Annotated in this window: 19 protein-coding genes and 1 pseudogene; 11 read left to right on the forward strand and 9 right to left on the reverse strand. The window is 67.1% G+C overall.

Annotated features, from left to right (window positions below; translation table 11 throughout):
• Positions 1–34: 34 nt before the first annotated feature.
• The 4 genes from MKAN_RS16490 to MKAN_RS16505 all read left to right on the forward strand — a co-directional run bounded on the left by MKAN_RS16490 (position 35) and on the right by MKAN_RS16505 (position 4,338).
• A complete protein-coding gene (locus MKAN_RS16490) occupies positions 35–790 on the forward strand; it encodes a maleylpyruvate isomerase family mycothiol-dependent enzyme (RefSeq protein ID WP_036396187.1) in 756 nt (251 codons plus the stop codon).
• Between the two features lie 11 nt (positions 791–801).
• Positions 802–1,176 carry a nuclear transport factor 2 family protein gene (locus tag MKAN_RS16495; RefSeq protein ID WP_023369995.1) on the forward strand — a complete coding sequence of 125 codons (375 nt, stop codon included), beginning with the start codon at positions 802–804 and terminating at the stop codon, positions 1,174–1,176.
• A 10-nt stretch (positions 1,177–1,186) separates the two neighbouring features.
• Complete coding sequence (gene rfbA, locus MKAN_RS16500; protein ID WP_023369997.1) at positions 1,187–2,053, forward strand: glucose-1-phosphate thymidylyltransferase RfbA; 867 nt, start codon at positions 1,187–1,189, stop codon at positions 2,051–2,053.
• A 452-nt stretch (positions 2,054–2,505) separates the two neighbouring features.
• Positions 2,506–4,338: a molybdopterin-dependent oxidoreductase gene (locus MKAN_RS16505; protein WP_023369999.1), complete on the forward strand. Its 1,833-nt coding sequence runs from the start codon at positions 2,506–2,508 to the stop codon at positions 4,336–4,338.
• Positions 4,339–4,378: 40 nt separating this feature from the next.
• On the opposite strand, the gene MKAN_RS16510 is transcribed toward MKAN_RS16505, so the two are convergent.
• Together MKAN_RS16510 and MKAN_RS16515 are read right to left on the reverse strand one after the other, a co-directional pair.
• Positions 4,379–4,825, reverse strand: a complete 447-nt coding sequence (locus MKAN_RS16510; protein ID WP_023370001.1) for a group III truncated hemoglobin — start codon at positions 4,823–4,825, stop codon at positions 4,379–4,381.
• Entirely contained in the window at positions 4,818–5,567 is a 750-nt protein-coding gene (locus tag MKAN_RS16515; protein ID WP_023370003.1) for a helix-turn-helix transcriptional regulator, read from the reverse strand. Before MKAN_RS16515 ends, MKAN_RS16510 begins: the two co-directional genes overlap by 8 nt.
• A gap of 132 nt (positions 5,568–5,699) precedes the next feature.
• Here MKAN_RS16515 and MKAN_RS16520 point away from each other — a divergent pair, with 132 nt between their 5' ends.
• Both MKAN_RS16520 and MKAN_RS16525 read left to right on the forward strand, forming a co-directional pair.
• Positions 5,700–5,957, forward strand: a complete 258-nt coding sequence (locus MKAN_RS16520) for a hypothetical protein (protein WP_133163581.1) — start codon at positions 5,700–5,702, stop codon at positions 5,955–5,957.
• Positions 5,958–6,044: 87 nt separating this feature from the next.
• On the forward strand, positions 6,045–6,518 hold the full coding sequence (locus MKAN_RS16525; RefSeq protein ID WP_023370007.1) for a hemerythrin domain-containing protein: 474 nt from the start codon (positions 6,045–6,047) through the stop codon (positions 6,516–6,518).
• 120 nt (positions 6,519–6,638) lie between these two features.
• Here the strand turns inward: MKAN_RS16525 and MKAN_RS16530 are convergent, their stop codons facing one another.
• The 5 genes from MKAN_RS16530 to iniR form a co-directional block, all read right to left on the reverse strand.
• Entirely contained in the window at positions 6,639–8,015 is a 1,377-nt protein-coding gene (locus MKAN_RS16530) for a PE family protein (RefSeq protein ID WP_023370008.1), read from the reverse strand.
• 361 nt (positions 8,016–8,376) lie between these two features.
• Positions 8,377–10,044: a PE family protein gene (locus MKAN_RS16535; protein WP_023370010.1), complete on the reverse strand. Its 1,668-nt coding sequence runs from the start codon at positions 10,042–10,044 to the stop codon at positions 8,377–8,379.
• 204 nt (positions 10,045–10,248) lie between these two features.
• Positions 10,249–11,538, reverse strand: a complete 1,290-nt coding sequence (locus MKAN_RS16540) for a pyridoxal phosphate-dependent aminotransferase (protein WP_036394632.1) — start codon at positions 11,536–11,538, stop codon at positions 10,249–10,251.
• Between the two features lie 30 nt (positions 11,539–11,568).
• Positions 11,569–14,493: a (Fe-S)-binding protein gene (locus MKAN_RS16545; RefSeq protein ID WP_023370014.1), complete on the reverse strand. Its 2,925-nt coding sequence runs from the start codon at positions 14,491–14,493 to the stop codon at positions 11,569–11,571.
• Positions 14,494–14,639: 146 nt separating this feature from the next.
• The gene (gene iniR / locus MKAN_RS16550; RefSeq protein WP_023370016.1) at positions 14,640–17,096 is read right to left on the reverse strand and encodes an isoniazid response ATPase/transcriptional regulator IniR; all 2,457 of its coding nucleotides are present in this window, start codon (positions 17,094–17,096) and stop codon (positions 14,640–14,642) included.
• Positions 17,097–17,304: 208 nt separating this feature from the next.
• Here iniR and MKAN_RS16555 point away from each other — a divergent pair, with 208 nt between their 5' ends.
• Together MKAN_RS16555 and MKAN_RS32075 are read left to right on the forward strand one after the other, a co-directional pair.
• The gene (locus MKAN_RS16555; protein ID WP_023370018.1) at positions 17,305–17,844 is read left to right on the forward strand and encodes an Rv0340 family IniB-related protein; all 540 of its coding nucleotides are present in this window, start codon (positions 17,305–17,307) and stop codon (positions 17,842–17,844) included.
• A 283-nt stretch (positions 17,845–18,127) separates the two neighbouring features.
• Positions 18,128–18,220 (forward strand): annotated as a pseudogene (locus tag MKAN_RS32075) (IniB N-terminal domain-containing protein); the annotation flags it as partial.
• Between the two features lie 585 nt (positions 18,221–18,805).
• Here the strand turns inward: MKAN_RS32075 and MKAN_RS32080 are convergent.
• A complete protein-coding gene (locus MKAN_RS32080; RefSeq protein ID WP_051480529.1) occupies positions 18,806–19,489 on the reverse strand; it encodes a hypothetical protein in 684 nt (227 codons plus the stop codon).
• Between MKAN_RS32080 and MKAN_RS32085 the strand changes: the two genes are divergently transcribed.
• The 3 genes from MKAN_RS32085 to iniC all read left to right on the forward strand — a co-directional run bounded on the left by MKAN_RS32085 (position 19,478) and on the right by iniC (position 24,299).
• On the forward strand, positions 19,478–20,875 hold the full coding sequence (locus MKAN_RS32085) for an Isoniazid-inducible protein iniB (protein WP_155254705.1): 1,398 nt from the start codon (positions 19,478–19,480) through the stop codon (positions 20,873–20,875). The genes MKAN_RS32080 and MKAN_RS32085 overlap by 12 nt on opposite strands.
• Positions 20,876–20,977: 102 nt before the next feature.
• Entirely contained in the window at positions 20,978–22,801 is a 1,824-nt protein-coding gene (iniA, locus tag MKAN_RS16565; RefSeq protein WP_023370022.1) for an isoniazid-induced dynamin-like GTPase IniA, read from the forward strand.
• A gap of 16 nt (positions 22,802–22,817) precedes the next feature.
• Positions 22,818–24,299 (forward strand): isoniazid-induced dynamin-like GTPase IniC, encoded by a 1,482-nt coding sequence (gene iniC, locus MKAN_RS16570; RefSeq protein WP_023370024.1) that lies wholly within the window; start codon positions 22,818–22,820, stop codon positions 24,297–24,299.
• A gap of 4 nt (positions 24,300–24,303) precedes the next feature.
• On the opposite strand, the gene MKAN_RS16575 is transcribed toward iniC, so the two are convergent.
• Positions 24,304–26,058 (reverse strand): Hsp70 family protein, encoded by a 1,755-nt coding sequence (locus tag MKAN_RS16575; protein ID WP_023370026.1) that lies wholly within the window; start codon positions 26,056–26,058, stop codon positions 24,304–24,306.
• Positions 26,059–26,124 lie beyond the last annotated feature (66 nt).

Raw genomic sequence — 26,124 nt, forward strand, 5'->3', positions numbered from 1 at the left:
CGGCTGACTTCGGGCCCCGAGTAGCGTGACCGCCGTGGATTACACGTCGGCATATCTTGACCAGACCCGCGAATTTGGTGACCTCATCCGCAACGCAGACCAATCGACGCCGGTGCCGAGTTGTCCGGGCTGGAACCTCGGACAGCTGTTCCGCCACGTCGGGCGCGGCGACCGCTGGGCGGCGCAGATAGTGCGCGATCGACTGGACAGCTTCTTGGACCCGCGCAGTGTCGAAGAGGGAAAGCCGCCACCGGATATGGACGACGCCATCACCTGGCTGCGCGGCGGAGCACAGCGTCTTGTCGATGCCGTCGAGCGGACCGGCACGGAAACGCCGGTGTGGACATTTCTCGGTGCTCGGCCGGCGGGCTGGTGGATCCGGCGCCGGTTGCACGAGGTGGCGGTGCATCGCGTCGATGCGGCGATCGCCATCGGGAGCGAATTCACGCTGGAACCGGACATCGCAGCCGACGGAATCAGTGAATTTCTGGAGCGAATCGCGACCCAGGCCGGGCGCGACGATGCTGATCTTCCGCTTCAGGCCGGCGACACCTTACATTTGCACGCCACCGATCCGGGGCTGGGTGCCGCCGGGGAATGGACGGTCGGCGTCGACGAGGGCCGGATCACTTGGTCCCACGAGCACGGCAAGGGAACGGTGGCGCTTCGCGGCAGCGCAGCCGAGCTGCTGCTGGCTATGGTGCGCCGAGTTCCGGTCGCCGACACCGGTATCGAGGTGTTCGGTGATCCTGCCGTGTGGCGGAAATGGCTGGATGGCACGCCTCTTTAGACTGGCAGACCATGACCACTTCGGAGATCGCCACGGTGTTGGCTTGGCACGACGCGTTGAATGCCGGTGATGTGGAGACGTTGGTGTCGTTGTCCAGTGACGATATCGACATCGGTGATGCGCATGGGGCGGTGCAGGGGCATGAGGCGCTACGCAGATGGGCCGGCTCGGTCATGGTGGCGGCGGAGCTCGGGCAGATGTATGTGCACGACGGCGTCGTGGTGGTCGAACAGGAGATCACCGGTCGTGACGATCCCGGGGCCGTCACGACCACCGCGTCGGCATTCCGTGTGGTACGGGACCATGTCACCGCGGTCTTTCGTCATGACGACTTGGCGTCGGCGTTAGCGGCCACCGAACTCACCGACGACGACCTGGTGGACTGAGGAGCCGCTGATGCGCGGAATCATCTTGGCCGGTGGTTCGGGGACCCGGTTGTATCCGATCACCATGGGGATCAGCAAGCAGCTGTTGCCGGTCTATGACAAGCCGATGATCTACTATCCGTTGACCACGCTGATGATGGCCGGTATCCGCGATATTCAGGTGATCACCACGGCCCATGATGCGCCGGGGTTTCATCGTCTGCTCGGCGACGGCAGGCACTTTGGGGTCAATATCAGCTATGCGACCCAGGGTCGGCCCGAGGGACTGGCGCAGGCGTTTGTGATCGGTGCTGAACACATCGGTAATGATTCGGTGGGTTTAGTATTGGGAGACAACATCTTTTATGGTCCCGGCCTGGGGACGAGTCTGAGCCGATTCCAATCCGTCAGTGGTGGTGCGATTTTCGCTTATTGGGTGGCCAACCCGTCGGCGTACGGAGTGGTCGATTTCGGTGCCGATGGCATCGCGGTGTCGTTGGAGGAAAAACCGGCCACCCCGAAGTCGCATTATGCGGTGCCGGGGCTGTACTTCTACGACAACGACGTGATCGAGATCGCCAGGGGGTTGAAGAAATCGGCGCGTGGGGAGTATGAGATCACCGAGGTCAACCAGGTCTATCTCGACCAGGGCCGGTTGGCCGTGGAGGTCCTGGCCCGGGGCACGGCGTGGCTGGACACCGGGACGTTCGACTCGCTGCTGGATGCCGCCGATTTCGTCCGGACGCTGGAACGCCGGCAGGGACTCAAGGTCAGCATTCCCGAGGAAGTGGCGTGGCGACTTGGCTGGATCGACGACGAGCAACTGGCACGGCATGCGCGCAGCCTGACCAAGTCCGGATACGGCAGCTACTTGCTGGATCTGTTGGAACGCAACTGATTTCGGCTTACGCCGGTCGGCACTAGTCGCTGTCCGCAGCGACGCCGCGGACGGCGGTAACCACAACCGTCACACGAGTGCTGATGCAGGCGGTACACAACCCGCCTAATAGCGACAACCTCAGAGCGGCAACCTCTCGCAACGGATCTGTCGCGCGCAGCTGGGCCAGGACCGGCGTCCGGTCCCTCCAGGTGACTCAGTCGCTCGTCGCGCCATCGCCGAAGGCGCGGCCTCACCGGCATCCCGGGGCGACCGTGCGGCCAACGCCGCCGCGCGCCCCGGCCAGCTGACAAAGGCCCAAGTGTCGCAGGCTAACTCGCAATCCACCGTCGGGTCCGCGGCGCTGGGCTGGATCCCGAGTTCGGCAACTCAACCCACGGCTTCCCGATCATGCATGCCATGGCGTACAGTTTGCACAGGATAGATTGTAGAAAATAGAGGGGCGCGATCCGATGACCGACAAAGACCTCGATGTCCGAAACATTCCTGACGAGAGTCGCGGCGCGGTCAGGCAAGTCGATTCGCCGGGAACGGTCACTGCGGCGCGCGGCGACGGAGAACTGGACTTCGGTTACCGCGCCGAACTGCGCCTCGCTGAAAACATTGTCAACCCGGAGACCTGGGCCGGCGGGATAGCAGACAAGCGGGCGATCGCTCCACGCCTGCGTGTCGGTCGTGACAGATGGCTGAACCTAATGTGGCTGATTCCCATCGGGTTCGCCCTGTTGGTCTTGGCGGTGGCGGTGGGCAAGGGCCTGCACAACATGCCGGCCGTCCAGGCGTTCATCCAGCGATATCCCGGCACCCATGTCCCGTCCGGCGTTGGCCCGGGCATTCCTGCCTGGGTGGGATGGTCGCATTTCTTCAACCTGTTCTTGATGATGTTCATCATCCGCTCCGGAATTCAGATCCTGTGCGATCATCCACGGCTCTATTTCAGTCGCAATGCCACGCCGGGTAGGGACGAGTGGCTCCGGGTGGCAAAGCCGGTGCCGGATGACCCGCTGTGGACGGCCAAGGACGATTCGGTTGGCCTGCCCCGTCAGTTGGGATTGCCCGGAATTCGGCATTCTATTGGGCTGGCGCGGTGGTGGCACCTGGGCGTCGACGTCTTGTGGCTGCTCAACGGCGTGGTCTTCTACGTGCTGCTGTTCGCAACCGGTCAATGGCGACACATCGTGCCCACCAGTTGGGACGTCTTTCCCAACGCCGCGTCGGTGGCAATCCAATATCTGTCGTTGAGTTGGCCGATCGACAACACCTGGGTGGCATATAACGCGTTGCAGCTGCTGGCCTATTTCACCACCGTCTTCATCGCCGCACCGCTTGCCCTCATCAGCGGTCTCGGAATGTCGCCGGCCCTCTCGATGCGTTTCACCGTGATCAGTAAGCGGTTGAGCATCCAGACCGCACGCTCGCTGCATTTCCTGGTGCTGGTGTATTTCCTGTTCTTCATCCTCGTCCACGTCACGTTGGTGTTCACCACCGAGGCGTTGCGCAATCTCAACCACATGTTCGCCGCCCGCGACGACAACGGCTGGGTCGGGTTCTGGATCTTCGCGGCGGCCATGGTCGTGGTGGCCGTAGGCTGGGTGATGGCCACGCCGTTCACTTTTCGGCATCCACGTACCGTGCAGCGAGTCGGGTATGCGCTCATCGGGCCCCTGCAGCGGTTGTTCGAGTACACCAACCCCAAGCCCGGCGCATTCACCGAAAAGGACATCTCGCCGTACTTCTGGCACAACGGCACCTACCCGGAATCGGTTGAGTACAAAGAGTTGGAGAAGAACAACTTCGTGGATTGGCGACTGCGGGTCTACGGTCTCGTCGAGAGCCCGACCGCGTTCTCACTGGCCGAATTGCGTGACCTGCCGTACCACGAACAGATCACCCAGCATTTCTGCATCCAGGGTTGGTCGGGTGTCGCGAAATGGGGTGGCGTGTCGATGCAGACGATCATGGACATCGTCAAACCGCTGCCGGAGGCCAAATGGGTGGTCTTCTACTCGCTGGGGCCGGGCGCCGACGGCGGAATCTACTACGTGGCACACCCCATCCAGCAGATGAGCCACCACCTGACCATGCTGGCCTACGACATGAACGGCGAACCCGTGAGCTACGGTCACGGCGCGCCGCTGCGACTGCGTAATGAACTGCAGCACGGCTTTCGACATGTGAAGTGGCTCAAGGGCATCGAGTTCGTCGCGCACTACTCCGAACTCGGCAGCGGCTACGGCGGCTACAACGAAGACCATGAATTCTTCGGGCGCCATCAGACCATCTAGGGCGCGCGAACCGAGCCGGAATCAGCTGGCCCCCGCGGACTCAGCCGGTTTGGCGGGTGATCAGATCGTCGAGTTCTGGTGCGTCCGTGCCCGTTAGCCGTCGGTGCATGGCCCAGGCGATCCTGCCGCCCTGGACTTTCGCGTGCTCGGCGACGGGTCCCTGAAACATTTCGTCGACCGTGTTGTTCCATACGGTCAGCCAGCGGACGAAATGACGGCTGCTCAACGGTGTTCGTTGATGGACGCTCCGGTGGGCGTGCAATGCGCTGCCCCGGTAAAGTCCGGCGCGAAACAGCACGGTCTCCCAGAAGTCGGCCATGACCGGGATGTGCATATCCAGACCCTTGCTCCGCAACTCGCCGAAGGGCGCGGCGAGCACGTGGTCGACCATCACCCGGCCGTAGAACCGGCGCAAGAGCGCCTCAATATCCTTGCGGTCGCTGACATCTGCGGTAGCGTGGCCCGGCTGAACATGCAGTTCAGTCATGCCCGGTCATCCTGACAAGACATAGTTCCGGCTCGACGAATGGCTCGAGTTCGGCCTTCATCGCCGGCCGCGACACAGCCGAACCACGTTCGTGTGCAGCCCAACCCGCGAGAAGGCCCTGTAGTAGTCCTTGGTGCAGGGCGCAGCCCACTTCCGGGTGGGTTCGGGCCAGTTCCCGCACGGGGCAGCTGTGCAGCTGAATCGTCTGCTGGGCTGCCCTGTTCGATCCTGTGGCGGGCTGCAACTCGGGGCCGAACCCCATGCGGGCGAACACCCTCGCGATCAGCGCCGCGCGCTTCCCGAGCGTTTCCCTGGTCCCGACATCGCCGGAAGCATGTTGGCGGGCAACGTCTTCGCTTGTCGAGTCGCCCGAGATCCGCCCGGCCCATCGCCGGCCGGCGGCTTCGGCGCGGCGGCGACGCTTGTCGGTGGTGTCGCCCAATTCCAGCGCCAGAATCTCGGCCAGGATCTGATAGTCGAGCCGATCGTGCACCGCGAGGTAACCGGTGCGGGGGCGGCCCACGCCGGAGCGTGCGATCCGGGTACGCTCGACGACTCCGTCACTGCACAACGCGTCGAGGTGAAAGCGCACCGTGGTCGGATGCAGTCCCATCTGGGCGGCGAGTTCGGCGGCGTCGACCGCGTCGGAGTGCATGCGCACCAACTCGAGCACTCGTTGACGCTGCCGATTGTGGCCCATGCGATGCGGTGGTCCGCTTGCCGGCTTGTTTCGGTCGTTCATCCCAGGGCGTCCCTCGTCACATTGCCTAGATGCTATTTAGAGGATATTATTCATTAATATAGCACCGGATGCCGGTCTTCACACCATCTCGGAGAAGGCTTGGGGCACAACAGCAATCGGAGGTGCACCGTGTTGGACACCGTGTTGGACACCCCGACCATCGAGAATGCGATCGAACTGGCGGGCCGGGCTCCCTTGCTGTACAACAGTCAACCCTGGCGATGGGCGGCCGAAGGTAGCCGGTTGGAGCCAACCCTGGATCCCACTCGGCTCCTACGCGCGGATCGATCGATGCGGGAAGCGCATATCAGCTGCGGCGCGGTGCTCGACCACCTGCCGCCGCCCACACCGCGGCGTCCGCTTGCTGACGTGTTGCGGCTGAACCGTTGAGTGCGGAGACCCATCATGCCGGAATCAGCGTCCGTGCCGGCTCGACGAGATTTGAACCGCCCCGGCCCAGACTCGGAGGAGCATCCGATGCCCGACCCGGCTGTTTCTACCGTCCTGAAGCGAGAACACCACGAAATCGACTGTGCGATAGAGGAGTTCATCGAAGAGCTCGAGCTTGGCCAAATGCAGCCCGAAGCATTGACCGCCGCGCTGGACGCGCTGCGCCGGCACATCTACGTGGAGGAGGTCTTCCTTTTCCCGCCGATCCGCCAAGCCGGGATGGTCATGCCGATCTTGGTGATGCTACGCGAGCATGGCGAGCTGTGGCACACCATGGACACCCTGACGGACCTGCTTGCCGACGGAGAAGACCTGCGGCGGCTGGCGGAAACCTGCCGTCGGCTGCTGGCTCAACTCGACCAGCACAACTCCAAGGAGGAGCCGGTCGTCTATCCGCACGCTGACGTCGACCTGCCACCTCAAACGACCGCGGAATTGGCCCGCTCCATCGAGTCCGGCCACACCCCCGATGGGTGGGTTTGCCAACACGCCAGTGGGTGAGGTGTGGCCGAACCTGCCCTGGTCAGCAATTGCGAGCATCGGCCCTCGCGGCCAAACCCGGGCGATCGGAACCTTCGCGCCATCGGCTCGGCCTCGTCGTAAACCCGGGCCGTTGCGGGCCTACGGCAGCCCGTTCAACCCGTCCGCGCCGACTAGCAGCCCGCCGGTGCCACCTCCGCCGGGGCTGCCCGGGGTTGGGCCGGCTCCGGCGTTTCCTCCGTTTCCGCCGTCGCCGATCAGCGCGGCTGAGCCGCCCCGGCCGCCGGGTCCGCCCATCACGCCGCCGGTGCCGCCGGCCCCGCCGTCACCGCCGTTGCCGAACAGCCCGGAGTTGCCGCCCCTTTCACCGGTCCCGCCGATGTTGGCGCCGTGGCCGCCGGCCCCGCCGGTGCCGCCGTTGAAGAAGCCCGAACCGCCCACCCCGCCGAACCCGCCGTTCCAGGTGGTGCTGGTACCGCCGGTGCCGCCGGGCCCGCCGTCGCCGAAGAATCCGAACCCGCCGACCCCGCCGCCCCCACCGATACTGGTGCCGCCGCTAGCCGAACCTCCGTTGCCGCCGGCCCCGCCCGTGTTGAACAGCCCGGTGCCGCCGTTCCCGCCGAACCCGCCCTCACCCGTGGTGGTGGCTCCGCCGGTGCCGCCGGCACCGCCGACGCCGAACAGCCCGCCGACGCCCCCGTCGCCGCCGCGCCCACCCTGCACGACGCCGAAGCCGCCGGTTCCGCCGGTGCCGCCCGGACCCCCGAACAGCCCGCCGGCACCGGCGGCGCCGCCGGTGCCGCCGGTGCCGACCGAGGAGGCCCCGCCGACACCGCCGGTGCCACCGAGGCCCCACAACAGCGCTCGTCCGCCCGGTCCGCCCGGCCCGCCGAGGGAGACTGTTGATGGCCCGCCGGCGCCACCGGTGCCGCCGGTACCCCACAGTCCGCCGATCCCGCCGGCCCCGCCGCCCGCGCCAACCCCGGTCGATGAGGCTCCGCCGGCACCACCGGTTCCGCCGTTGCCGAACAGGATGCCACCGGCCCCGCCGTTGCCGCCGGCTTGATTGGGGCCGCCGGATCCGCCGGCCCCGCCGTTGCCGAACAGGATCCCGCCGTCTCCGCCGTTTGCCCCGGTTCCCGGGGCGCCGTTGGCGCCGTTGCCGATCAGCGGGCGCCCGAACACCGCCTGGGTGGGCGCGTTCACCAGGTCCAGGAGCGACTGCAGCGGCGACGCGCTGGCGGCCTCGGCGCTGGCGTACGCGCCTGCGCCTGCGGTCAAGGCCTGCACGAACTGGGTGTGAAAGGCCTCCGCCTGGGCGCTCAGCGCCTGATAGACCTGCGCGTGCGCCCCAAACAACGCCGCTATGGCCGCCGACACCTCGTCGGCACCGGCCGCCAGTATCGCCGTCGTCGGGGCCGCCGCGACGGCACTGGCCTCGCTGAGTGCCGAACCGATATTCGTCAGATCTGTCGCTGCCGCCACCACGATCTCCGGTGCCACCACCACATACGACATCGCTGTCCTCCTACCCGGTTACGCCAGCACATGGCGGAAGACAACAGCGTCGCGCGCAGTCGGCCGTGCCTGTTAGGGCATTTCGACCTCTGTTGTCCGGCAGTAGGCCCGGCTTTCGCCACCGTTTCGCAGCCCCGCCCGGCCGCGCACAACATCACCACCACTACGCGAGGCGGTTACTGCCGGTAAATTGCCGAGCGGTTCCCTGGTGGCCGTGAGATGGCAGGACCATGCCCAAATCAATTGCTTGCCAACATGATTCAGTGCGTCGGGTGGTCCAGAAATCTGGCTGCGCCCATAGCGGGCCGCGGTGAAATATCCCAAGCGGCGGCTACCGCCCGCAACCGGCCGGACTATCGGGCTAGAGCCCGGGTTGCCCGGGCTGGCCGAATAGCAGCCCGCCCGAGCCGGGGTTGCCTGGGGTGCCGGTGAGGAGTGTCGCGGCGTTGCCGCCGTTGCCGCCGTTGCCGATCAGCTGGGCGTTGCCGCCGTTGCCGCCGGTGCCGATGCCGACGCCGTTCGGTCCGGGGACCCCGACGTTGCCGCCGCTGCCGCCGTTGCCGATCAGCGCGGCTTGACCGCCGTTGCCGCCGTTACCGCCCTCGCCGCCACCGCCGAAGCTTTCGAAGCCAGCCCCGCCGGTGCCGCCGGCCCCGCCGTTACCGAATAGCCTCCCGCCGGTCCCGCCGGCGCCGCCGTTGCCGCCCGTCGCGGTGCCACCGGCGACGGTGTCGGCGAAGGCGGCACCACCGATGCCACCGACTCCGCCGATGCCGAATAGCGTGCCGCCGGTTCCGCCGGCGCCGCCGTTGCCGCCCGTGGCGGTGGCACCTGTTGTATTGACATAGCCAAGGCCGCCGGCGCCGCCGGCTCCGCCGATGCCGAATAGGCCGGCGTCGCCCCCGTTGCCGCCCTGACCTCCGCTGATGAACAACGGCGAGTTGTTAAGGCTGCCTTCCCCGCCGGCTCCGCCGTCACCGCCGGCGCCAAAGATCAGGCCGCCGCGACCGCCGTCGCCGCCGGACCCGCCGAATCCGCCGCCGGCAGATCCCACCCCGCCGACGCCACCGCTACCGCCCGAGCCGAACAACCCGGCGTGGCCACCCGTACCGCCGGACCCGCCGATGCTCTCCACGGAGCTTCCGCCGGCCCCGCCGGTGCCACCGGTGCCGCCGAACAACCCGGCGTTACCGCCGTTGCCCCCGGACCCACCGGCTGCGGCGCCGCCCAGCCCGCCGGCGCCGCCACCGCCGCCGTTGCCGAGGAGCCAGCCACCGGCCCCGCCCTGGCCGCCGTTCCCGCCGCCGAACTGCAGCCCTGCGCTGCCCACACCGCCGACGCCGCCGACGCCGCCGTTGCCGATCAGTCCAGCGCTGCCGCCGTTGCCGCCGATTCCCCCGTTGGCGGTGCCGAATCCGCCCGCGCCCCCGGCGCCGCCGGTGCCGTACAGCAGCCCGCCGGTTCCGCCGCTTCCGCCGTTCCCGCCGTTGTTAATCGAGCCGCTGCCACCGCCGCCGCCCAGGCCGCCATTGCCGAACAGTCCGGCGGCCCCGCCGTTGCCGCCCTGTCCGCCGGACACTCCGGATTGGCCCGATCCGCCGTTACCCCCGTCGCCGATCAACCAGCCGCCGGCCCCACCGCTTTGCCCGGTGCCCGGCGCCCCGTTGACGCCGTTACCGATCAGCGGGCGCCCGGTCAGCACCTGGCTGATTCCGTTCAGTGGGTCCAGAAGAATACTTTGGGCCGCGTTGGTTGCTTCCGCGGCCGCGTACGAGCCCGCGTTGACGTTCAGTGCCTGCACGAACTGGTTATGAAACGCCGCCGCTTGTGCGCTCAGTGCCTGGTAGGCCTGGCCGTGCGCGCTAAACAACGTCGCAATGGCCGCCGACACCTCGTCAGCACCGGCAGCAAGCACCGCTGTGGTCGGGGCCGCCGCGGCCGCGCCGGCCTCACTGAGCACCGACCCGATCCCGGCAACATCCGAGGCCGCCGCCTCCAACGCCTCCGTCGCCACGATGAGAAACGACATGTAAGCCTCCCGCTGGCCGTGGCCGATAGCGGCCCCACGGCGGGATCGCGCAGCCACGATAGACTGACTAACCCCGCAGCGTATGCCAGCCGGACACGTTAGGGCCGGCTTTCGCAAATATCGACCACGTTTGGCCATTCCGCGAGGCGAGCAGGTGCACCGGCTCCAAGTCGATTGCTCTGCCCGGCAAAGAGTTTCGCGTCGCTACTGGCGGTAGCTGACCAGGAAGTTACCCAGCCGCTCGATCGCGGCGGCAAGATCACGAGACCACGGCAATGTCACCAGGCGCAGGTGATCGGGTGCCGGCCAATTGAATCCGGTGCCCTGGGTGACCAGAATTTTCTCGGACAGCAAGAGGTCCAGGACGAGTTCCTCGTCGTCGGCGATGTCGTAGACCTCAGGGTCCAATCGGGGAAACGCGTACAGCGCGCCGGCCGGCTTGACACACGAGACCCCGGGAATCTCATTGAGCTTGGTCCAGGCAACGTCGCGCTGCTCGAGCAGCCGGCCGCCGGGAAGCACTAGATCCTCGATGCTCTGGTGTCCGCCGAGGGCGACCTGAATTCCGTGCTGCGCCGGGACATTTGGGCACAGCCGCATGTTGGCCAGCAGACTGATGCCCTCGATGAAGCTGCTGGCGTGGTCTTTGGGCCCGGTGATCGCCAGCCAGCCGGCCCGGTATCCGGCGACCCGGTATGCCTTGGACAGACCGTTGAAGGTCAGGCACAACATGTCGTGGGCGAGCGAGGCCACGCTGATGTGTTTGGCGTCGTCGTAGAGGATCTTGTCGTAGATCTCGTCGGCGAGCAGCAGCAGTTGATGCTTGCGCGCCAAATCGACCATCTGGGTGAGGATTTCGCGGCTGTAGACCGCACCGGTGGGGTTGTTCGGGTTGATCACGACCAGGGCCTTGGTGCGGTCGGTGATCTTGGATTCCAGGTCGGCGATGTCGGGCTGCCAGCTCTGGGTCTCGTCGCAGAGGTAGTGCACGGGCGTGCCGCCGGCCAGCGAGGTCGACGCCGTCCACAGTGGGTAGTCCGGTGACGGGATCAACACCTGATCGCCGTTGTCCAGCAGGGCCTGCAACGTCATGGTGATCAGCTCGGACACCCCGTTGCCCAAATAGACGTCGTCGACGTCGAATCGCGGGAAGCCCTCGACCAGCTCGTAGCGGGTGACCACCGCACGGCGGGCCGACAAAATGCCCTGAGAGTCGGAGTATCCCTGGGCGTAGGGCAGCGCTTGGATCATGTCACGCATGATCACGTCGGGCGCCTCGAAACCGAACGGCGCCGGGTTGCCGATGTTGAGCTTGAGGATGCGGTGACCTTCGGCTTCCAGCCGCGCGGCGTGTTGGTGTACCGGGCCGCGGATTTCGTACAGGACGTCCTGCAGCTTGGACGACTGCGCGAAGGTGCGCTGCCGATGATGTGCGGAGGCGTGCCAGGGCAGCTGGTGAGTAGTCACGTCAACCATGGTCTCATCGCTGTCCAGCGAAATTTGCTGACAGGTGTCAAATCGTGGTCAGCGCTTCCCCGGTGGACGGGCGCCGGGTGCGATGCCCAGCCCCTTGACGGGGGTCGCCGGGGGAGCCGCGTCAGCATCGGCCGGTGCGGTCGGCTCGGCTTCCGGTTCTGCCTCGGGTTGCTGCTCGGCGGGGGCCGCCGGTGCCGGAGCCGCCGCCGTGGTGGACTTCTTCGCTCCCGGCCGCTTGGCGCCGGCGGCGATGCCCAGACCTTTCACGGGCGCCGCGGGCGGTGTTTCGGCTGCCGGTGTCGTGCTGGGCTCCTCGGCCGGGGCGGTCGCTTCGGCGCCAGGGGCGGGGGCTGCCTTCTTAGCGCCGGGCCGCTTGGCACCGGCGGCGATGCCGAGCCCCTTGGCCGGGGCGGCCGGTGCCGCTTCCGGCTCCGTGGCGGTTTCCTTTTCGACGCCAGGGGCAGGGGCTGCCTTCTTGGCGCCGGGTCGTTTGGCGCCGGCGGCCAGGCCGAGCCCCTTTGCGGGTGCTTTGGCCGCTTCCTCAGCAGGTGCTTTAGCCGCTCCTTCAGCGGGCGCTGCTTTCTTGGCGCCTGGTCGCTTGGCTCCGCCTGCTATGCCCAATCCCTTGACCGGCGCGGCGGGCCCCGCCTCTGCCGGTGCCGCGGTGGAAGCCTCAGCTGGAGCGCTCGGTGCAGCAGCTTTCGGCGCTGCGTTCGCTACCTTTTTCGTCTTGGCGGCCCGCTTCTCGGCCTCTTTGGCGGCCGTGCCCTTCTCCGGCAGCTTCACCGCGTCGCGGTCGAGCGACCCCAGCAACACCTGGGCCACGTCGAGCACCTCGACGCCGCTGCGACCAGCTTCTTCCTGCCGGTCGTTGACGCCGTCGGTCACCATCACCCGGCAGAACGGGCAGCCGGTGGCGATGGTGGCGGCGTTGGTGGCCAGCGCCTCGTCGACGCGTTCGTGGTTGATCCGCTTGCCGATGTGCTCTTCCATCCACATCCGCGCGCCGCCCGCCCCGCAGCAGAAGCTGCGCTCGGCATGGCGCGGCATCTCGGTGAGGTTGGCGCCCGCGAAGCCGATCAACTCACGCGGTGCCTCGTACACCTTGTTGTGCCGGCCCAAATAGCACGGGTCGTGGTACGTGATGTCTTGAGAAACGGGAGTCACGGGCACCAATCGGTTGTCCCGTACCAGCCGGTTGAGCAGCTGAGTGTGGTGCAACACGGTGTAGTTGCTGCCCAACTGCCGGTATTCCTTGCCGATGGTGTTGAAGCAGTGCGGGCAGGTGACCACGATCTTGCGGTCGACCGTCTCCACGCCCTCGAACAGTCCGTCCAGCGTCTCGACGGCTTGGGCGGCCAATTGCTGGAACAAGAATTCGTTGCCCGAGCGGCGCGCGGAGTCGCCGTTACAGGTCTCCCCGGCACCCAATACCAGGAACTTCACCCCGGCGGTCGCCAGCAGTTCGGCGACGGCTTTGGTGGTCTTCTTGGCTTTGTCGTCGTAGGCGCCCGCGCAGCCCACCCAGAACAGGTATTCGAAGCCGTCGAAGCTGTCGACATCCTCGCCGTATACCGGCACGTCGAAGTCGACCTCGTCGATCCAGTTGGTGCGGTCCGAGGCATTCTGCCCCCACGGATTCCCTTTGTTCTCAAGGTTTTTGAACAGGACCGACAGTTCAGATGGGAACTCTGACTCCATCATCACCTGGTAGCGGCGCATATCAACGATGTGGTCAACGTGCTCGATGTCCACCGGGCACTGCTCGACGCATGCGCCGCAGGTCACGCACGACCACAACACGTCGGGATCGATGACGCCGCCCTGTTCCGCGGTACCGACCAGGGGTCGATTCGCCTGCTCGGGCCCGGAGCCGGGCACCCGGCCGAATCCGGATTCGGGAACGTGATGGTGTTCGCCGCGACCGGATTCGACGTAGCCGCCCTCCGTTGCGGCGTCCTTCTCGCCCAGCAGGTATGGCGCTTTGGCCATCCAGTGATCCCGCAGGTCCATGATGACGAGTTTCGGGGACAGCGGCTTGCCGGTGTTCCACGCCGGGCACTGCGACTGGCAGCGCCCACATTCGGTGCAGGTGGCGAAATCGAGCATGCCCTTCCACGTGAAGTCTTCGATCTTGCCGCGGCCGAATTCCGCGTCGTCAGGCGGGTTTTCGAAATCGATCGGCTTGCCGTCGGCCTCGATCGGCAGCAGCGGGCCCAGCCCGTCGGGCAGGCGCTTGAACACGACGTTGATCGGGGCCAGGAAGATGTGCAGGTGCTTGGAGTGCAGCACGATGATCAGGAAGGCCAGCATGACGCCGATGTGCAGCAGCAGGGCCACCGTCTCCAGGATTTCGTTACCGGTGTGGCCCAGTGGACGCAGGATCGCGCCGAACAACTGAGATAAGAACGCCCCCTTGCCGTAGGGCAGTGTGCCGTTGTTCACCGCCGACCCGCGCACCAGCACATAGGTCCAGATGACGTTGAAGATCATGAACAGGATCAGCCACGCGCCGCCGGTGTGTGAGCCGTAGAACCGTGAGCCGCGGCCGTACTCCTTGGGCTCCGTCCGCAACCGGATGATCGCGAAGGTGACGATCCCGAGGAAGACCGCGGTCGCGAAGAAGTCCTGCAGAAAGCCCAGCGCGTCCCACCGGCCGATGATCGGGATGTGGAAGTTGGGCTGGAATAGCAACCCGTAGGCCTCGATATAGACCGTCAGCAGGATGAAGAATCCCCACATGGTGAAGAAGTGCGCCAGGCCTGGGATCGACCACTTCAGCAGCCGGCGCTGGCCGAACACCTCGGCGATCTCGGTCCAGATCCGGGTCCCGATGTTGTCCGTCCGGTCGCTGGCGGGTTGACCGGACATGATCAGCTTGTACAGCCACCAGACCCGCCGCAGCGCGAATGCGCCCACTATTGCGGTCATGCCCAGGCCGACTACCAGTCTGATGAGCGTCTGCGTGGTCACCGAAAGTCTCTCCAATGTCTAGTCATTTTGGGTCGCTCTGGCGTGCTCTATTGCCTGCTCAACCTGCCCATACTGTCATCTTTGCCGTATTCGATGCGAGAAAGGCTGTCCTAACTTCGCCGTCGGCGCCGCGTCTCATCTGCGGCTCAGTCCGGTGGGGTCAACATTGCGCGCAGCATCGACAACATTTCCGAGCGGGACTCGGCGCCGAGCCGTCGGCGGATCCGTGCGACGTGATGTTCGACAGTCTTGGCCGAAATGAACAACCGGCTGCCGATGTCGCGGTACGGCATCCCCAGCAGAAGCAACTCGGCGACTTCGCGTTCCCGATCGGACAGCGGAGTGCCCGCCGGTGGCTGGCGTGGTGCGGCCGACGGGCCCGCGGCCGGTTCCAGGCCGATGACCTCCTCACAACCCGTGCCCAGCTTCAGGTCTCGGGCCAGTTGCAGCATCGCACCGGAAACCCTGGCATCCGAGGCTTGCAGGGCGGCCTGCCCGGCCAGCCTGGTCGCGTCCGAGGTCAGACCAACGCGGGACAGTGACCGTGCCGCCACGGTGACCTCGTCGGCGTCGACCTGATCGGCCAGCACTCGTAGCCAGGTCCGCCCGGCACCGGACAGGATCTGCGCGAGGCCGCTGTGGGCCGCCGCCGCAGCCAGGGCCTGCCCGTGCGGCGCGACCGAATCTGGTGAGCTGGCAAGTATCCCGGCGTGCACGCCGGCCCAATGCAGTGAATTGGACCACACCGGCGGGCTGCCCAGCGAATCCAGAAGCGCGAACGCCTCATTCACGGGGTATTCCAGTTGGTCCACCTGGCGTATTCGGGTGGCGGCCACCCACAATTCGGCAAGCGGCAACAGCGCAAACAAATCGATCGAATATTCGGCGAGCACTTCCATGGCGGTGGACCACTGCTTGTGCAGCACACCGGTGTCGCCAGTGCGGCGCGCGATCGCAATGTGTAATGCCGCGGCCCACAACGCGTCACGCCGGTGAAGCTCGGTGCCGGCTGCGGCGACATCCGCGGCGGCCGACGGCAGCTGGCCATCTTGCATCTTGATCCACGCGGACAGCAGTAGGTGCCGGCTCCGGAACACGGCGTCGCCACCCGCGCGCACAGCCCGCCCGATCACACTGCGAGCGCGTACCGGGTCGCCGCCGTGTATTGCGGCCAGGGCAACCAGCGCGGCCGGGCTGTCCGGCATGGCTTCGGTCACCGACTGTTGGGCCGCAAGGGCCTGGCCCAGTTTCGCCATCGCGATCGGATAGGGCTGGTCCATGGTCAGCAGTAGCCCCTCGGCGAGGCCGCGCGAAGCTCGCGCAGCCATCGTCGGCGGGCTAGAGTCCTTGATACGCAACGCATCTCGTGCAGCCGCCAGATCACCCGTGGCCGCAAGAACGATCGCCGCGGCAGAACCGGCCACGGCGTCAGGGTGTGGGCCCAGCCAGCCGAACAATTCGGCGGCCTGAGCTGTATTGCCGTCATGGCTGGCGATGCTGGCCGCAATCCGCACCGCCGCGGCGCGTTCGGCGGAGTCGGGTGAGCTGAGCAGTTTGTCGGCCAGTGCTGCCGCTGTTGTGCAATCGGCGGTGCGGGCAAGCGCATCGGCCAGCCGGGAGGTCAGGCCGGCGGCACCCGCATTGACCGCCGCCCGGTACAGCCGTGCGCTGCGGGCCGAGTCGCCCTCGACCACGGCATATCGGCTGAGGATGGCTGCTAGCCGGTCGTCATGCAACCCATGTTCGGCTAGTTGCAACGCGAGATCCTGCGATATCGGCGAAATGTCGAATTGCGTACGCAGCAGCGATGTTTCGATCTGATGGTGGTGCGCGTTGCCGATGATCAGGGCGATGGCGTCATGCACTGCCTGCAAGAAGGCCGGGGGATGGGAGGGTATGACGAGTCCGCTGGCGTACGCACGATCGACTAGCCGACGGGCGTCTGCCGTCGAAACCCCAAGCGCCGCAGCGACATCGGTGACACCTAACCCCAGACTCAGCGACATGAGCAGCAGCGCGTCCAGTGTGGGTTCGTCGAGTCGGCGCAACCGCTCGACGAGCGCGAACTTGGCGGCCTGTGCCGGCGGATGTGCCCCGTCGGACACCGCATGGATCAGGAACGGCAACCCGGCCGTGTAATCACGTAGGTGCTCGGCGACCGTCAGCGGACCCAGCGATATTCGAGGCCGCTCCCGTTCGATGGCCGTCGTCAAGGCGCGCAGCGCCGGGTCCTGCTGGTGGTCTTCGGTGGCTACCACGACCGTGGCATGAGGCTCGGAGGCCCGCTCGGTCAGCCGAACGAGTTCGGAATCGGTCAGTAGGTGGGTGTCGTCGACGACGAACACCGCGTCGGATGGATCATCGTCCCGTGGAGGGCGGGTCAGGACCGTCAACCCGGCGCGGCGCAGCGCCTCGCGGGCCGCGATCAGCAGGGATGTCTTGCCAGTTCCGATGCCACCACAGACCAGGGCTTTGACGGGGGTCTTGGCGGCGTTGGCCAAGTCATCGACGACACCGCGTGCGGCGGGCGGGACATCGGCGGGGGAGGGGCTCACGGATGCATCGCCGTATTGCGCGAGTCCGGCCGGTGGCTCATTGCGCATCCTCGGCTTCTTCACTTGTTCACTGGTTTGTTCGGCAGCGGTTTCACCATAGCCCGTCCTTCCCCATCACCCCGATATTCCCCTAATGTGACACCCCCTAATGGGATCGCGGGGTCCGCGGGTTTCACACCGAACACAGCGGCGCAGTCAACCGATAGCATCGTGCTTACGCGGGACCAGCACGAGAGATGTGCGATGTGGAGGCGAGATGGCAAACTCGTTGCTCGACTTCGTCATCTCGCTGGTACGCGATCCGGAGGCGGCCGCGCGCTATGCGGCCAACCCTGCCCAGGCGATCGCTGACGCTCACCTTACGAATGTGACCAGCGCCGACGTTAACAATCTGATCCCAGTAGTGTCGGATTCGCTGTCAATGGCCGGTTCGGCCGGCGCGACTGCCGGGACGCAAATCGCCGACCATGGCAACGTCTGGGCGAGCGGTGCGGCGGCGGCTGCCCTCGATGCGTTCTCGCCGCACACCACGGCGCCGGCGTTCCAACCGCACAGCCCGGTAAGCCATGTGATCAACGAGCCGGTCTTGCCGGGGTCCGGCGATATACCCACCGATCCCTATCCAGTCGGGATCGAACCGCATGAGCCGTCGGTGCTGCTCGCCGGCGCTGACCTGCCCGATTCGACGTTCGACCACGGTGGTTTCCCGGCGGACGACCCGGCGATCTGGGACCACCCGATCATTCACCCGCACACCGCCGACCCCGATCACCACGGGTTCGGTATCCACGGGTGACATTCAATTAGTTGCTGATCTGACTGATCGCCCGCTGAAGGCTTGACCGGTGGCTTTTTGACGTCCAGAAATGCGGTTGATAGGGGCTGTTTTCGGTGTCGCATAGGGGCGCGTCAATTTCCCCTAACCCCCTAATGGGGTGGCCCGGCCGATCCCGATGGGTACCTGACTGACCGGGGGATCTGACCCCGATTTCGGCGGGATGCTGACTCCATAGCGTTGATGGCAGAGCGCCGGTCTTCTCGGCGAACAACTCCACAAATTGAATTGAAGGGACATGAACATGACCTCGCTGGTCGACTACATCCTGAGCCTGTTCCGCAGTGAAGACGCGGCAAGGTCGTTCGTCGCCGCTCCCGGGCAGGCCATGACCAACGCCGGTTTGATCAATGTGTCGCCCGCGGAGTTCTCGTCGGCCGCGGCCAGCGCGCTGCCTTTCCTTGATCTTGGTGCCGGTGACCCGATCGGTGGTGTACAGCAGGCGGTGGCCGATCAGCACGGCCTTGCGTTGGCATCGGACGGGGGCGGCCTGTCGTCCGGGGTTGTTGCCCAGGATGCCGGAGCCGTCATGAGCGACGCCGGTGCTACGGCAGGCGGTGAGGGCCTGTTCGCGGGCGAGCTGGGCGCCTCCGCAGCAAACATCATTGCGACGGATGTGGGCGCCGGTTTGGCCACTGGGCTGAGCAGTGGTTTGGGTGCCGGGGTCTGGAGCCAGGGCGGGCTGGGTTGGCAGACGGGTGCGAGCGGATTCGTTCCCGGTGTCGTGTTTGCCGCCCCGACTGGAGGCTTTGGCAGTGAGGTGGGTCTGGGCTTCGGTGCCGGAGTCCAGGGCGCGATCGGCGCCCAGGTTGGTGCTGGGTTAGGCCTCGGGCTTGGCGCGCAGACGGGCTTGGGTGCCCAGGCTGGTCTAGGTTTTTCTGCCGGCTTTCAGGCCGGAATTGGAGCTCAAGTTGGAGCCGGCCTAGGTGTGGGTGCTCAGACGGGTCTGGGACTGCAGACCGGTGTGGGCTTTGGTCTTGGAGGCCAGACCGCCGTTGGTGGTCAGGCTGGTGCCGAACTGGGGTGGGGCCTGGGCGGCGGCATCGGTGGTGATGCCGTCTTCGGCGGTGGCGCCGGGTTTGGCCTCGGTGGCCAGGCCGGTGGGGCGATTGGTGGTCAGGCCGGTGGTGTGGTTGGCGCTGGTGTTGGTGGTCAGGCCGGTGGCGTGATTGGTGGCGAGTTTGGCGGCGCGGTCGGTGGCGGCTTTGGTGGTGGCGCCGGGTTTGGCCTCGGTGGTCAGGCCGGTGGGGCGATTGGTGGTCAGGCCGGTGGTGTGGTTGGCGCTGGTGTTGGTGGTCAGGCCGGTGGCGTGATCGGCGGCGCGGCCGGTGGCGGCTTTGGTGGTGGCGTCGGTGGCGCGATTGGTGGTCAGGCTGGTGGTGTGGTTGGCGCTGGTGTTGGTGGTCAGGCCGGTGGCGTGATTGGCGGCGCGGTCGGTGGCGGCTTTGGTGGTGGCGTCGGCGGGGCGATTGGTGGTCAGGCCGGTGGCGTGATTGGTGGCGGCTTGGGCGGAGGCATAAGCGGCGGCCTGGGTGGTCAGGCCGGCGGCGCGATCGGTGGTCAGGCCAGTGGCGGTCTTGTAGGCAAGGTCGGTGTGGGCGGCCAAGGTGGCATTGGGGGTCAGGCCGGTGGCGCTGTTGGCGGAGCGGCGGGTATTGGAGGCCAGGCGGCGGTAAGTGCCGGTGGCGGTATCGCTGGCCAGGCCGCGGTCGCCAGTCAGGCGGGTATCGCTGGCCAGGCCGCGGTCGCCAGCCAGGCGGGTATCGCTGGCCAGGCCGCGGTCGCTGGTCAGGCGGGTATCGCGAGCCAGGCGGGCATCGCGAGCCAGGCGGGTATCGCGAGCCAGGCGGGCATCGCGAGCCAGGCGGGTATCGCTGGCCAGGCCGCGGTCGCTAGTCAGGCGGGTATCGCTGGCCAGGCCGCGGTCGCGAGCCAGGCGGGTATCGCTGGCCAGGCCGCGGTCGCGAGCCAGGCGAGTCTCGCGAGCCAGGCGGGTATCGCCAGTTCGGCGGGTATCGCAAGCCAGGCCGGTCTCGGCCTGGGCGGACAGGCAGCGTTGAGCGGAGGGGCAGCCGCCTCAGCTGGTGGTGGGCTCGCCGGCGTAACCAACGTCAGCGGCCTGACCGGTATCGGCGGCAACGCATCGCTGGGCGCGAGCAGCCAGGCCGGGTTGATCGCAAGCGAAGGCGCTGCCCTGAGCGGCGCGGCCACCCCGCATATTTCAGGCCCACTGGGTGGCGTCGGCGTGGGCGGTCAAACGGGCTTTACCAGCGGTGCCGGCCTGGGCATTGGAGCGGTCGGCCGCAGCGACATCGTGAGCGGCGAAAGCACCCATATCGGAGCGGGCGGCGGCACAGCTGCCGGACTCGGTGGCACGGCGACGGGCGCGGGCGGCGGCACAGCTGCGGGGCTCGGCGGCACGGCGAACGGGGCGGGCGGCGGCACTGCCGCGGGGCTCGGCGGCACCGCTGCAGGCGTCGGCGGCGACACCAGCCTCGGTGGCCAAGCCGGGCTAGGCGGAACCACCGCCGGCGGGGCCCATGGTGACATCCTCGGCCACGAAGGCGCCGCACTCGGCGGTGGCGTCAGCGCTGGTAGCACCCCGGCCGAGCATGGCCCGACCGTCCCTACGGTCCACGGCCCCGTCATCCAGGGAGGCGCGGGCGCCGGGGCCGACGGCCAGGTGACGCCGCCGTCGGCTGGTGGTCCCGTCGTCCACAGCCCGGGCGCTGTCGGACTCGGTGGCGCGCAACCTCCGGTGATCAGCGCACCGGCGCCGCACGCGCCGACGCCTACGCCTGCGCCGGCGCACATTCCTCCGGTTGAGCACGCGCCCGTGATAACGCCGCAGGAGCATGTGTCGGTCGAGCCGCCGGTCCAGCACGAGCCGCCGAGTCCCTCGGTGTTCGGCCATGAGCCGCCGATGCCACACACGCCGCCGATGCACACTGAGCCGCCGTCGCACGGGCCGATGGGTCCGCACGGGTTCTGATTCGGCGGAGCCGGCGCGCGAAAACCGGCGGGGACCTTCGTGGTCCCCGCCGGTTCGTGCGCCTACCGTAATTGCAGGCGATCGAGAAAGTGGGGCAGTGCGGTGACTCAACCCGATGACCCGCGTCGGGTCGGTGTGATCGTCGAATTGATCGATCACACCATCGCGATCGCAGAACTCAACGAACGCGGTGATTTGGTGCGACGGTTGAGGCGCGCCCGCGCGCGGATCACCGACCCGCAGATCCGGGTGGTGATCGCCGGCCAGCTCAAACAGGGGAAGAGCCAACTGCTCAATGCATTGCTCAATCTGCCGGTCGCGCGGGTGGGAGACGACGAGGCCACCGTCCTGATCACCGTCGTCAGCTACAGCGCCCAGCCGTCGGCTCGGATCATCTTGGCGGCAGGGCCCAACGGCGAGACGACGGCCGTCGACATCCCGGTCGACGACATCACCACCGATCTGCGTCGGGCCCCGCAAGCACGCGGCCGCGCCGTACTTCGAGTGGAGATCGGCGCGCCGAGTCCGCTGCTTCAGGGCGGGCTGACGTTCATCGACACCCCCGGCGTGGGTGGCCACGGGCAGCCGCATCTGTCGGCGACACTGGGGCTGCTGCCCGACGCCGACGCGCTCCTGATGGTCAGCGATGCCAGCCAGGAATTCACCGAACCGGAGATGTGGTTTCTGTGCAAGGCCCACCAGGTCTGTCCGGTCGGGGCGGTGGTGGCCACCAAAACCGATCTGTACCCGCATTGGCGCGAGATCGTCAACACCAATGCCGCGCACCTGCAGCGGGCCCGCGTGCCCATGCCGATCGTCCCCGTTTCGTCATTGTTGCGCAGCCATGCCGTCACGTCGAACGACAAGGAACTCAACGAAGAATCCAACTTCCCGGCGATCGTGAAGTTCCTCAGCGAGAAGGTGCTGTCCCGTGAGACCGACCGGGTGCGTGACGAAGTTCTACGTGAAATACACTCGGCGGCAGAGCAATTAGCGATATCCGTCGGTTCGGAATTGTCGGTCATCAACGACCCGGCGATGCGGGACCGGCTGGCTTCCGACTTGGAGAGGCGCAAGCGCGAAGCCCAGGATGCGCTGCAGCAGACCGCGTTGTGGCAGCAGGTGCTCAATGACGGTTTCACCGACCTGAGCACCGACGTGGACCACGACTTGCGGGCGCGCTTCCGCGCGGTCACCGAAGATGCTGAGCGGCAAATCGATTCGTGTGACCCGACGCTGCATTGGGCCGAGATCGGCGCCGACGTGGAAAACGCGATTGCCACGGCCGTCGGGGACAACTTCGTCTGGGCATATCATCGCGCCGAGGCATTGGCTGACGACGTCGCCAGCTCGTTCACCGACGCGGGACTGGATTCGGTGATGTCCCCGGAGCTCAGCAAGCGCGCTATGGGCGCGGATTTCGGCCAGCTCAAGGCGCTGGCCCGGCTGGAAGCCAAGCCAGCCGGCAAGGCGCAGAAAATGGTTTCCGGCTTGCGGGGTTCCTACGGCGGCGTGGTGATGATCGGGATGTTGTCCTCAGTGGCCGGTCTCGGTCTGTTCAACCCCGTGTCGGTCGGGGCCGGGCTGATACTCGGCCGCATGGCCTACAAGGAGGACAAGGAGAACCGGCTGCTGCGGGCCCGCGCCGAGGCCAAGACCAATGTGCGGCGCTTCGTCGACGACGTCTCGTTCGTGGTCGGCAAGGAGTCGCGCGACCGGCTCAAGATGATCCAGCGCACGTTACGCGACCACTACCGCGAGATCGCCAACGAGCTCACCCGATCGCTGAATGAATCGCTGCAAGCCACCGTCACCGCGGCACACCTGGAAGAAGCCGAGCGCGACACCAGGATTCGCGAACTCGAACGACAGCTCGACATCCTGAACCAGGTGACCGACAACCTGCGCAAGTTGAAGCCATGCTGACGCTGCTGGGACGAGAGTGAGCACAACCGATCGGGTCCGCGCGATTCTGGGCGGAACCATCGAGGCCTACCGGGGTGAGCCGGCCTACCGGCAGCGGGCAGACGTCTTCTACGAGCTCGAGCGCATCAGGGCGCGGCTGGGTGAACCGATCCGGATCGCCCTGGCCGGCACGCTCAAGGCGGGCAAATCCACTCTGGTCAACGCGCTTGTCGGCGACGACATCGCCCCGACCGATGCCACCGAGGCAACCCGGATCGTGACCTGGTTCCGGCACGGTCCGGCCCCGAGGGTGACCGCCAACCACCGCGGCGGACGGCGCACGAATGTGCCGATCACGCATCGGGGCGGTCTGAGTTTCGACTTGAGCAGGCTCGACCCCGCCGACGTCGTCGACCTGGACGTCGAGTGGCCCGCCGAGGAATTGGCTGGGGCCACCATCATCGACACCCCGGGCACGTCGTCGCTGGCGCGCGATACCTCCGAGCGCACCCTGCGGCTCTTGATCCCCGCCGACGGGGTGCCGCGGGTGGACGCGGTGGTGTTTCTGCTTCGCACTCTCAACGCCGCGGACGTTGCCTTGCTCAAACAGATCGGCGGCCTCGTGGGTGGTTCGGCGGGTGCGCTGGGAATCATCGGTGTGGCGTCGCGGGCTGACGAGATCGGCGCGGGGCGCATCGACGCCATGGTCTCGGCCAAGGATGTGGCCAAGCGGTTCACCAGTGAGCTGAGCCGCACGGGCGTCTGTCAGGCGGTGGTACCGGTATCCGGGCTGCTCGCGCTGACCGCGCGCACGCTGCGCCAGGCCGAGTTTGTCGCATTGAAGAAGCTGGCTGGCGCAGATCCCGCCGAACTCAACAAAGCCTTGCTGAGCGTGGATCGTTTTGTCCGGCCGGACAGTTCGTTACCGGTGGATGCGGGCACGCGCGTGCAGGTGCTCGAGCGGTTCGGCATGTTCGGCATCCGCATTTCGATTGCCCTGCTGGCGGCCGGTATCACCGATTCGTCGGGGCTGGCAGCCGAATTGCTGGAGCGCAGCGGGCTGGTGGAGCTTCGCAAGGTGATCGATCAGCAGTTCGCGCAACGCGCCGACATGCTCAAGGCGCATACCGCGCTGGTGTCGTTGCGCCGGTTTGTGCAGCTGCACCCGGTCATGGCGACGCCGTACGTGATCGCCGACATCGACCCGCTGTTGGCCGACACCCACGCCTTCGAGGAACTCCGAGTGCTCAGTCTGTTGCCTTCGCGGACAACGACATTGAACGAGGATGAACTCTCATCGCTGCGCCGCATCATCGGTGGCTCCGGTACCAGTCCCGCAGCCCGGCTGGGCCTGAGTCCGGAGAACTACCATGACGGTCCACGCGCCGCGCTCGCCGCGGTGCAGCGTTGGCGCCGCCGAGCCGAACACCCGCTCAACGATCCATTCACCACCAGGGCCTGTCGCGCGGCGGTGCGCAGTGCGGAAGCGATGGTGGCCGGATTCGCCGCACGGCGCTGACCCGTTAGGTCCCCGGTGCCGCTGTGGTCGGCGTGACGGGCGCGGCTGTCGTTGTCGGTGGCTGTTGAGTGGTCGTCGGCGGCGCGGTAGTCGTCGGCGGCGCCGTGGTGGTCGTCGGCTTGGTGGTGGTCGGCTGGGTTGTTGTCGTGGTCGGCGGAGCAGTCGTCGTGGTGGTGGTCGTGGTAGTCGTGGGCGGCGACGTCGTGGTGGTCGATGGCGGGGCGGTTGTCGTTGTGGCCGGCGGTGGCGGCGGCGTTGTGGTGCTTGGTGTTATCACCGTCACCGTGGGGCTGTTGTTCGGCCCGACCACCGTCACCGTCTGCGGTGTCGGCGGGGGCACCGGCGATGTGGTGTTGACCGGCCTGCTTTTGCCCGGGCTCAGTATCAGCCCCAACACCACCGCGACCAATATCGCCAAACCTGCTGCGGCCAGGCTGAAGACCACGGCGGCGCGCTTGTACCACGGCAGAGGTTCGGCTTCGATAGCCGGCGGCTGGTCACGCTGCTGGTCGAAAGCCGTTGCGGTGCGACCGTATTCACCAGTGGCATCGGGGCCGGTGTAGGGGACCGGTTCGTTGCCGGTGTTGGCGTCCTCGGACCAGGCCAGCGGGAGGTTGGCCGGTTCGGTGGCGGGTGGATTGACCCACGCCGTCGGCGCTGCCTCGGTGGGGACGACCGCGCCGACGATATGAGTAGCTGCGTCGACGGCGGGTCCGGCACCGGTCGGGGCACCCGCTGACGACTGTGCCTGGCCAAGTAGGCCCGCGCCGATCGCGGCGCTGGACGAGGGTTGCGGCGTGGTGAAGACGGGCACCTGCAAGCGTTCCGACAGGCGGGTGGTGACCAGCGGGATCGCGGCGCCGCCGCCAGTCGTGGCTACGGCGGCCAGGGTGACCCGAAACCCGTTGCGCTGCAATATCTCTTCGACAAAGCCGACGAACCGGTCCAGCGGGGTGGCGATCAGTTGCTCAAAATCGTTGCGCGACAGCCGAACCGCCTCGCCGGCGCCGGTGGCAATGGTTGCCGTCGTCAAGGCCGACAGTTGCTCTTTGGCGGCCCGGCATCCGCCGAGGAGACGCGTCACCGACCCCATGCTGGTGGCGGTGCCCGACACCTCCGTGCCGTCGACATCGGGGGCCACTCTGAGCAGGTGGCCCAGGACAAGCTGGTCGATTTCGTCGCCGGAGAACTCGCGGTACCGAACCGTCGGGCCGATCTGGCGGAGATTCGAACCGGCGTCGGCCAAGGTTACGCTCGTACCCCCGGCGCCGAAGTCGCACAGCGCGACGACCCCACTCGTCGGGCATCCGGGCCTGGCGTGCAGCGCCGCCAGCGAGGCCGTGGCATCGGAGATCACCGCCGCCGGCACGCCGTCGGGCGCCAATGCGGGCTGGCTGCGCAGTGCTCCCCGCAGTGCGGCGAACTGGCCTTCGGACCAGTAGGCCGGAGCCGCGACGGTGATCGGGGCGCCGTAGCCGACGGTTCGTGCCATGGCGTTGAGTGCTTCCACCGTGAGGGCCTCGCCTTGATGCCTGGTCCCGTCGGCCGCCACCAGCGGGGCCGGGTCGCCGACCCGTTCGACAAAACCGCGCAACACCAGTCCCGGCTCGGTCACGCCCGGGTTCTCTTCTGGCAGGCCCACTTCGGCTGCCCGATGCTCGAACAGCCGTAACACTGATGCCCGTCGCATCGGGGTGCCATCCGCCCGGGCCGCGACCAGGTTGGCCACCCCGATGGACAACCCGAGCGAAACGCTCATCTCGCACCCCCTGGGGTCCATTGCGTTGCCGGCGATTGGTGGCCGACGGCCGTTCCCCACGATAGC

Source organism: Mycobacterium kansasii ATCC 12478 (genome assembly GCF_000157895.3).
Classification (GTDB): Bacteria; Actinomycetota; Actinomycetes; order Mycobacteriales; family Mycobacteriaceae; genus Mycobacterium; species Mycobacterium kansasii.

Excerpts from the sequence above, each read along its gene's own strand:
- MKAN_RS16530 (WP_023370008.1), bottom strand. The coding sequence starts at position 8,015 with ATGTCGTATGTGGTGGTGGCACCGGAGATCGTGGTGGCGGCAGCGACA.
- MKAN_RS16525 (WP_023370007.1), top strand. The coding sequence starts at position 6,045 with ATGCCCGACCCGGCTGTTTCTACCGTCCTGAAGCGAGAACACCACGAA.
- MKAN_RS16515 (WP_023370003.1), bottom strand. The coding sequence starts at position 5,567 with ATGAACGACCGAAACAAGCCGGCAAGCGGACCACCGCATCGCATGGGC.
- MKAN_RS16495 (WP_023369995.1), top strand. The coding sequence starts at position 802 with ATGACCACTTCGGAGATCGCCACGGTGTTGGCTTGGCACGACGCGTTG.
- MKAN_RS16535 (WP_023370010.1), bottom strand. The coding sequence starts at position 10,044 with ATGTCGTTTCTCATCGTGGCGACGGAGGCGTTGGAGGCGGCGGCCTCG.
- MKAN_RS16555 (WP_023370018.1), top strand. The coding sequence starts at position 17,305 with ATGGCAAACTCGTTGCTCGACTTCGTCATCTCGCTGGTACGCGATCCG.
- MKAN_RS16575 (WP_023370026.1), bottom strand. The coding sequence starts at position 26,058 with ATGAGCGTTTCGCTCGGGTTGTCCATCGGGGTGGCCAACCTGGTCGCG.
- iniR (WP_023370016.1), bottom strand. The coding sequence starts at position 17,096 with ATGCGCAATGAGCCACCGGCCGGACTCGCGCAATACGGCGATGCATCC.
- MKAN_RS16505 (WP_023369999.1), top strand. The coding sequence starts at position 2,506 with ATGACCGACAAAGACCTCGATGTCCGAAACATTCCTGACGAGAGTCGC.
- MKAN_RS16510 (WP_023370001.1), bottom strand. The coding sequence starts at position 4,825 with ATGACTGAACTGCATGTTCAGCCGGGCCACGCTACCGCAGATGTCAGC.
- rfbA (WP_023369997.1), top strand. The coding sequence starts at position 1,187 with ATGCGCGGAATCATCTTGGCCGGTGGTTCGGGGACCCGGTTGTATCCG.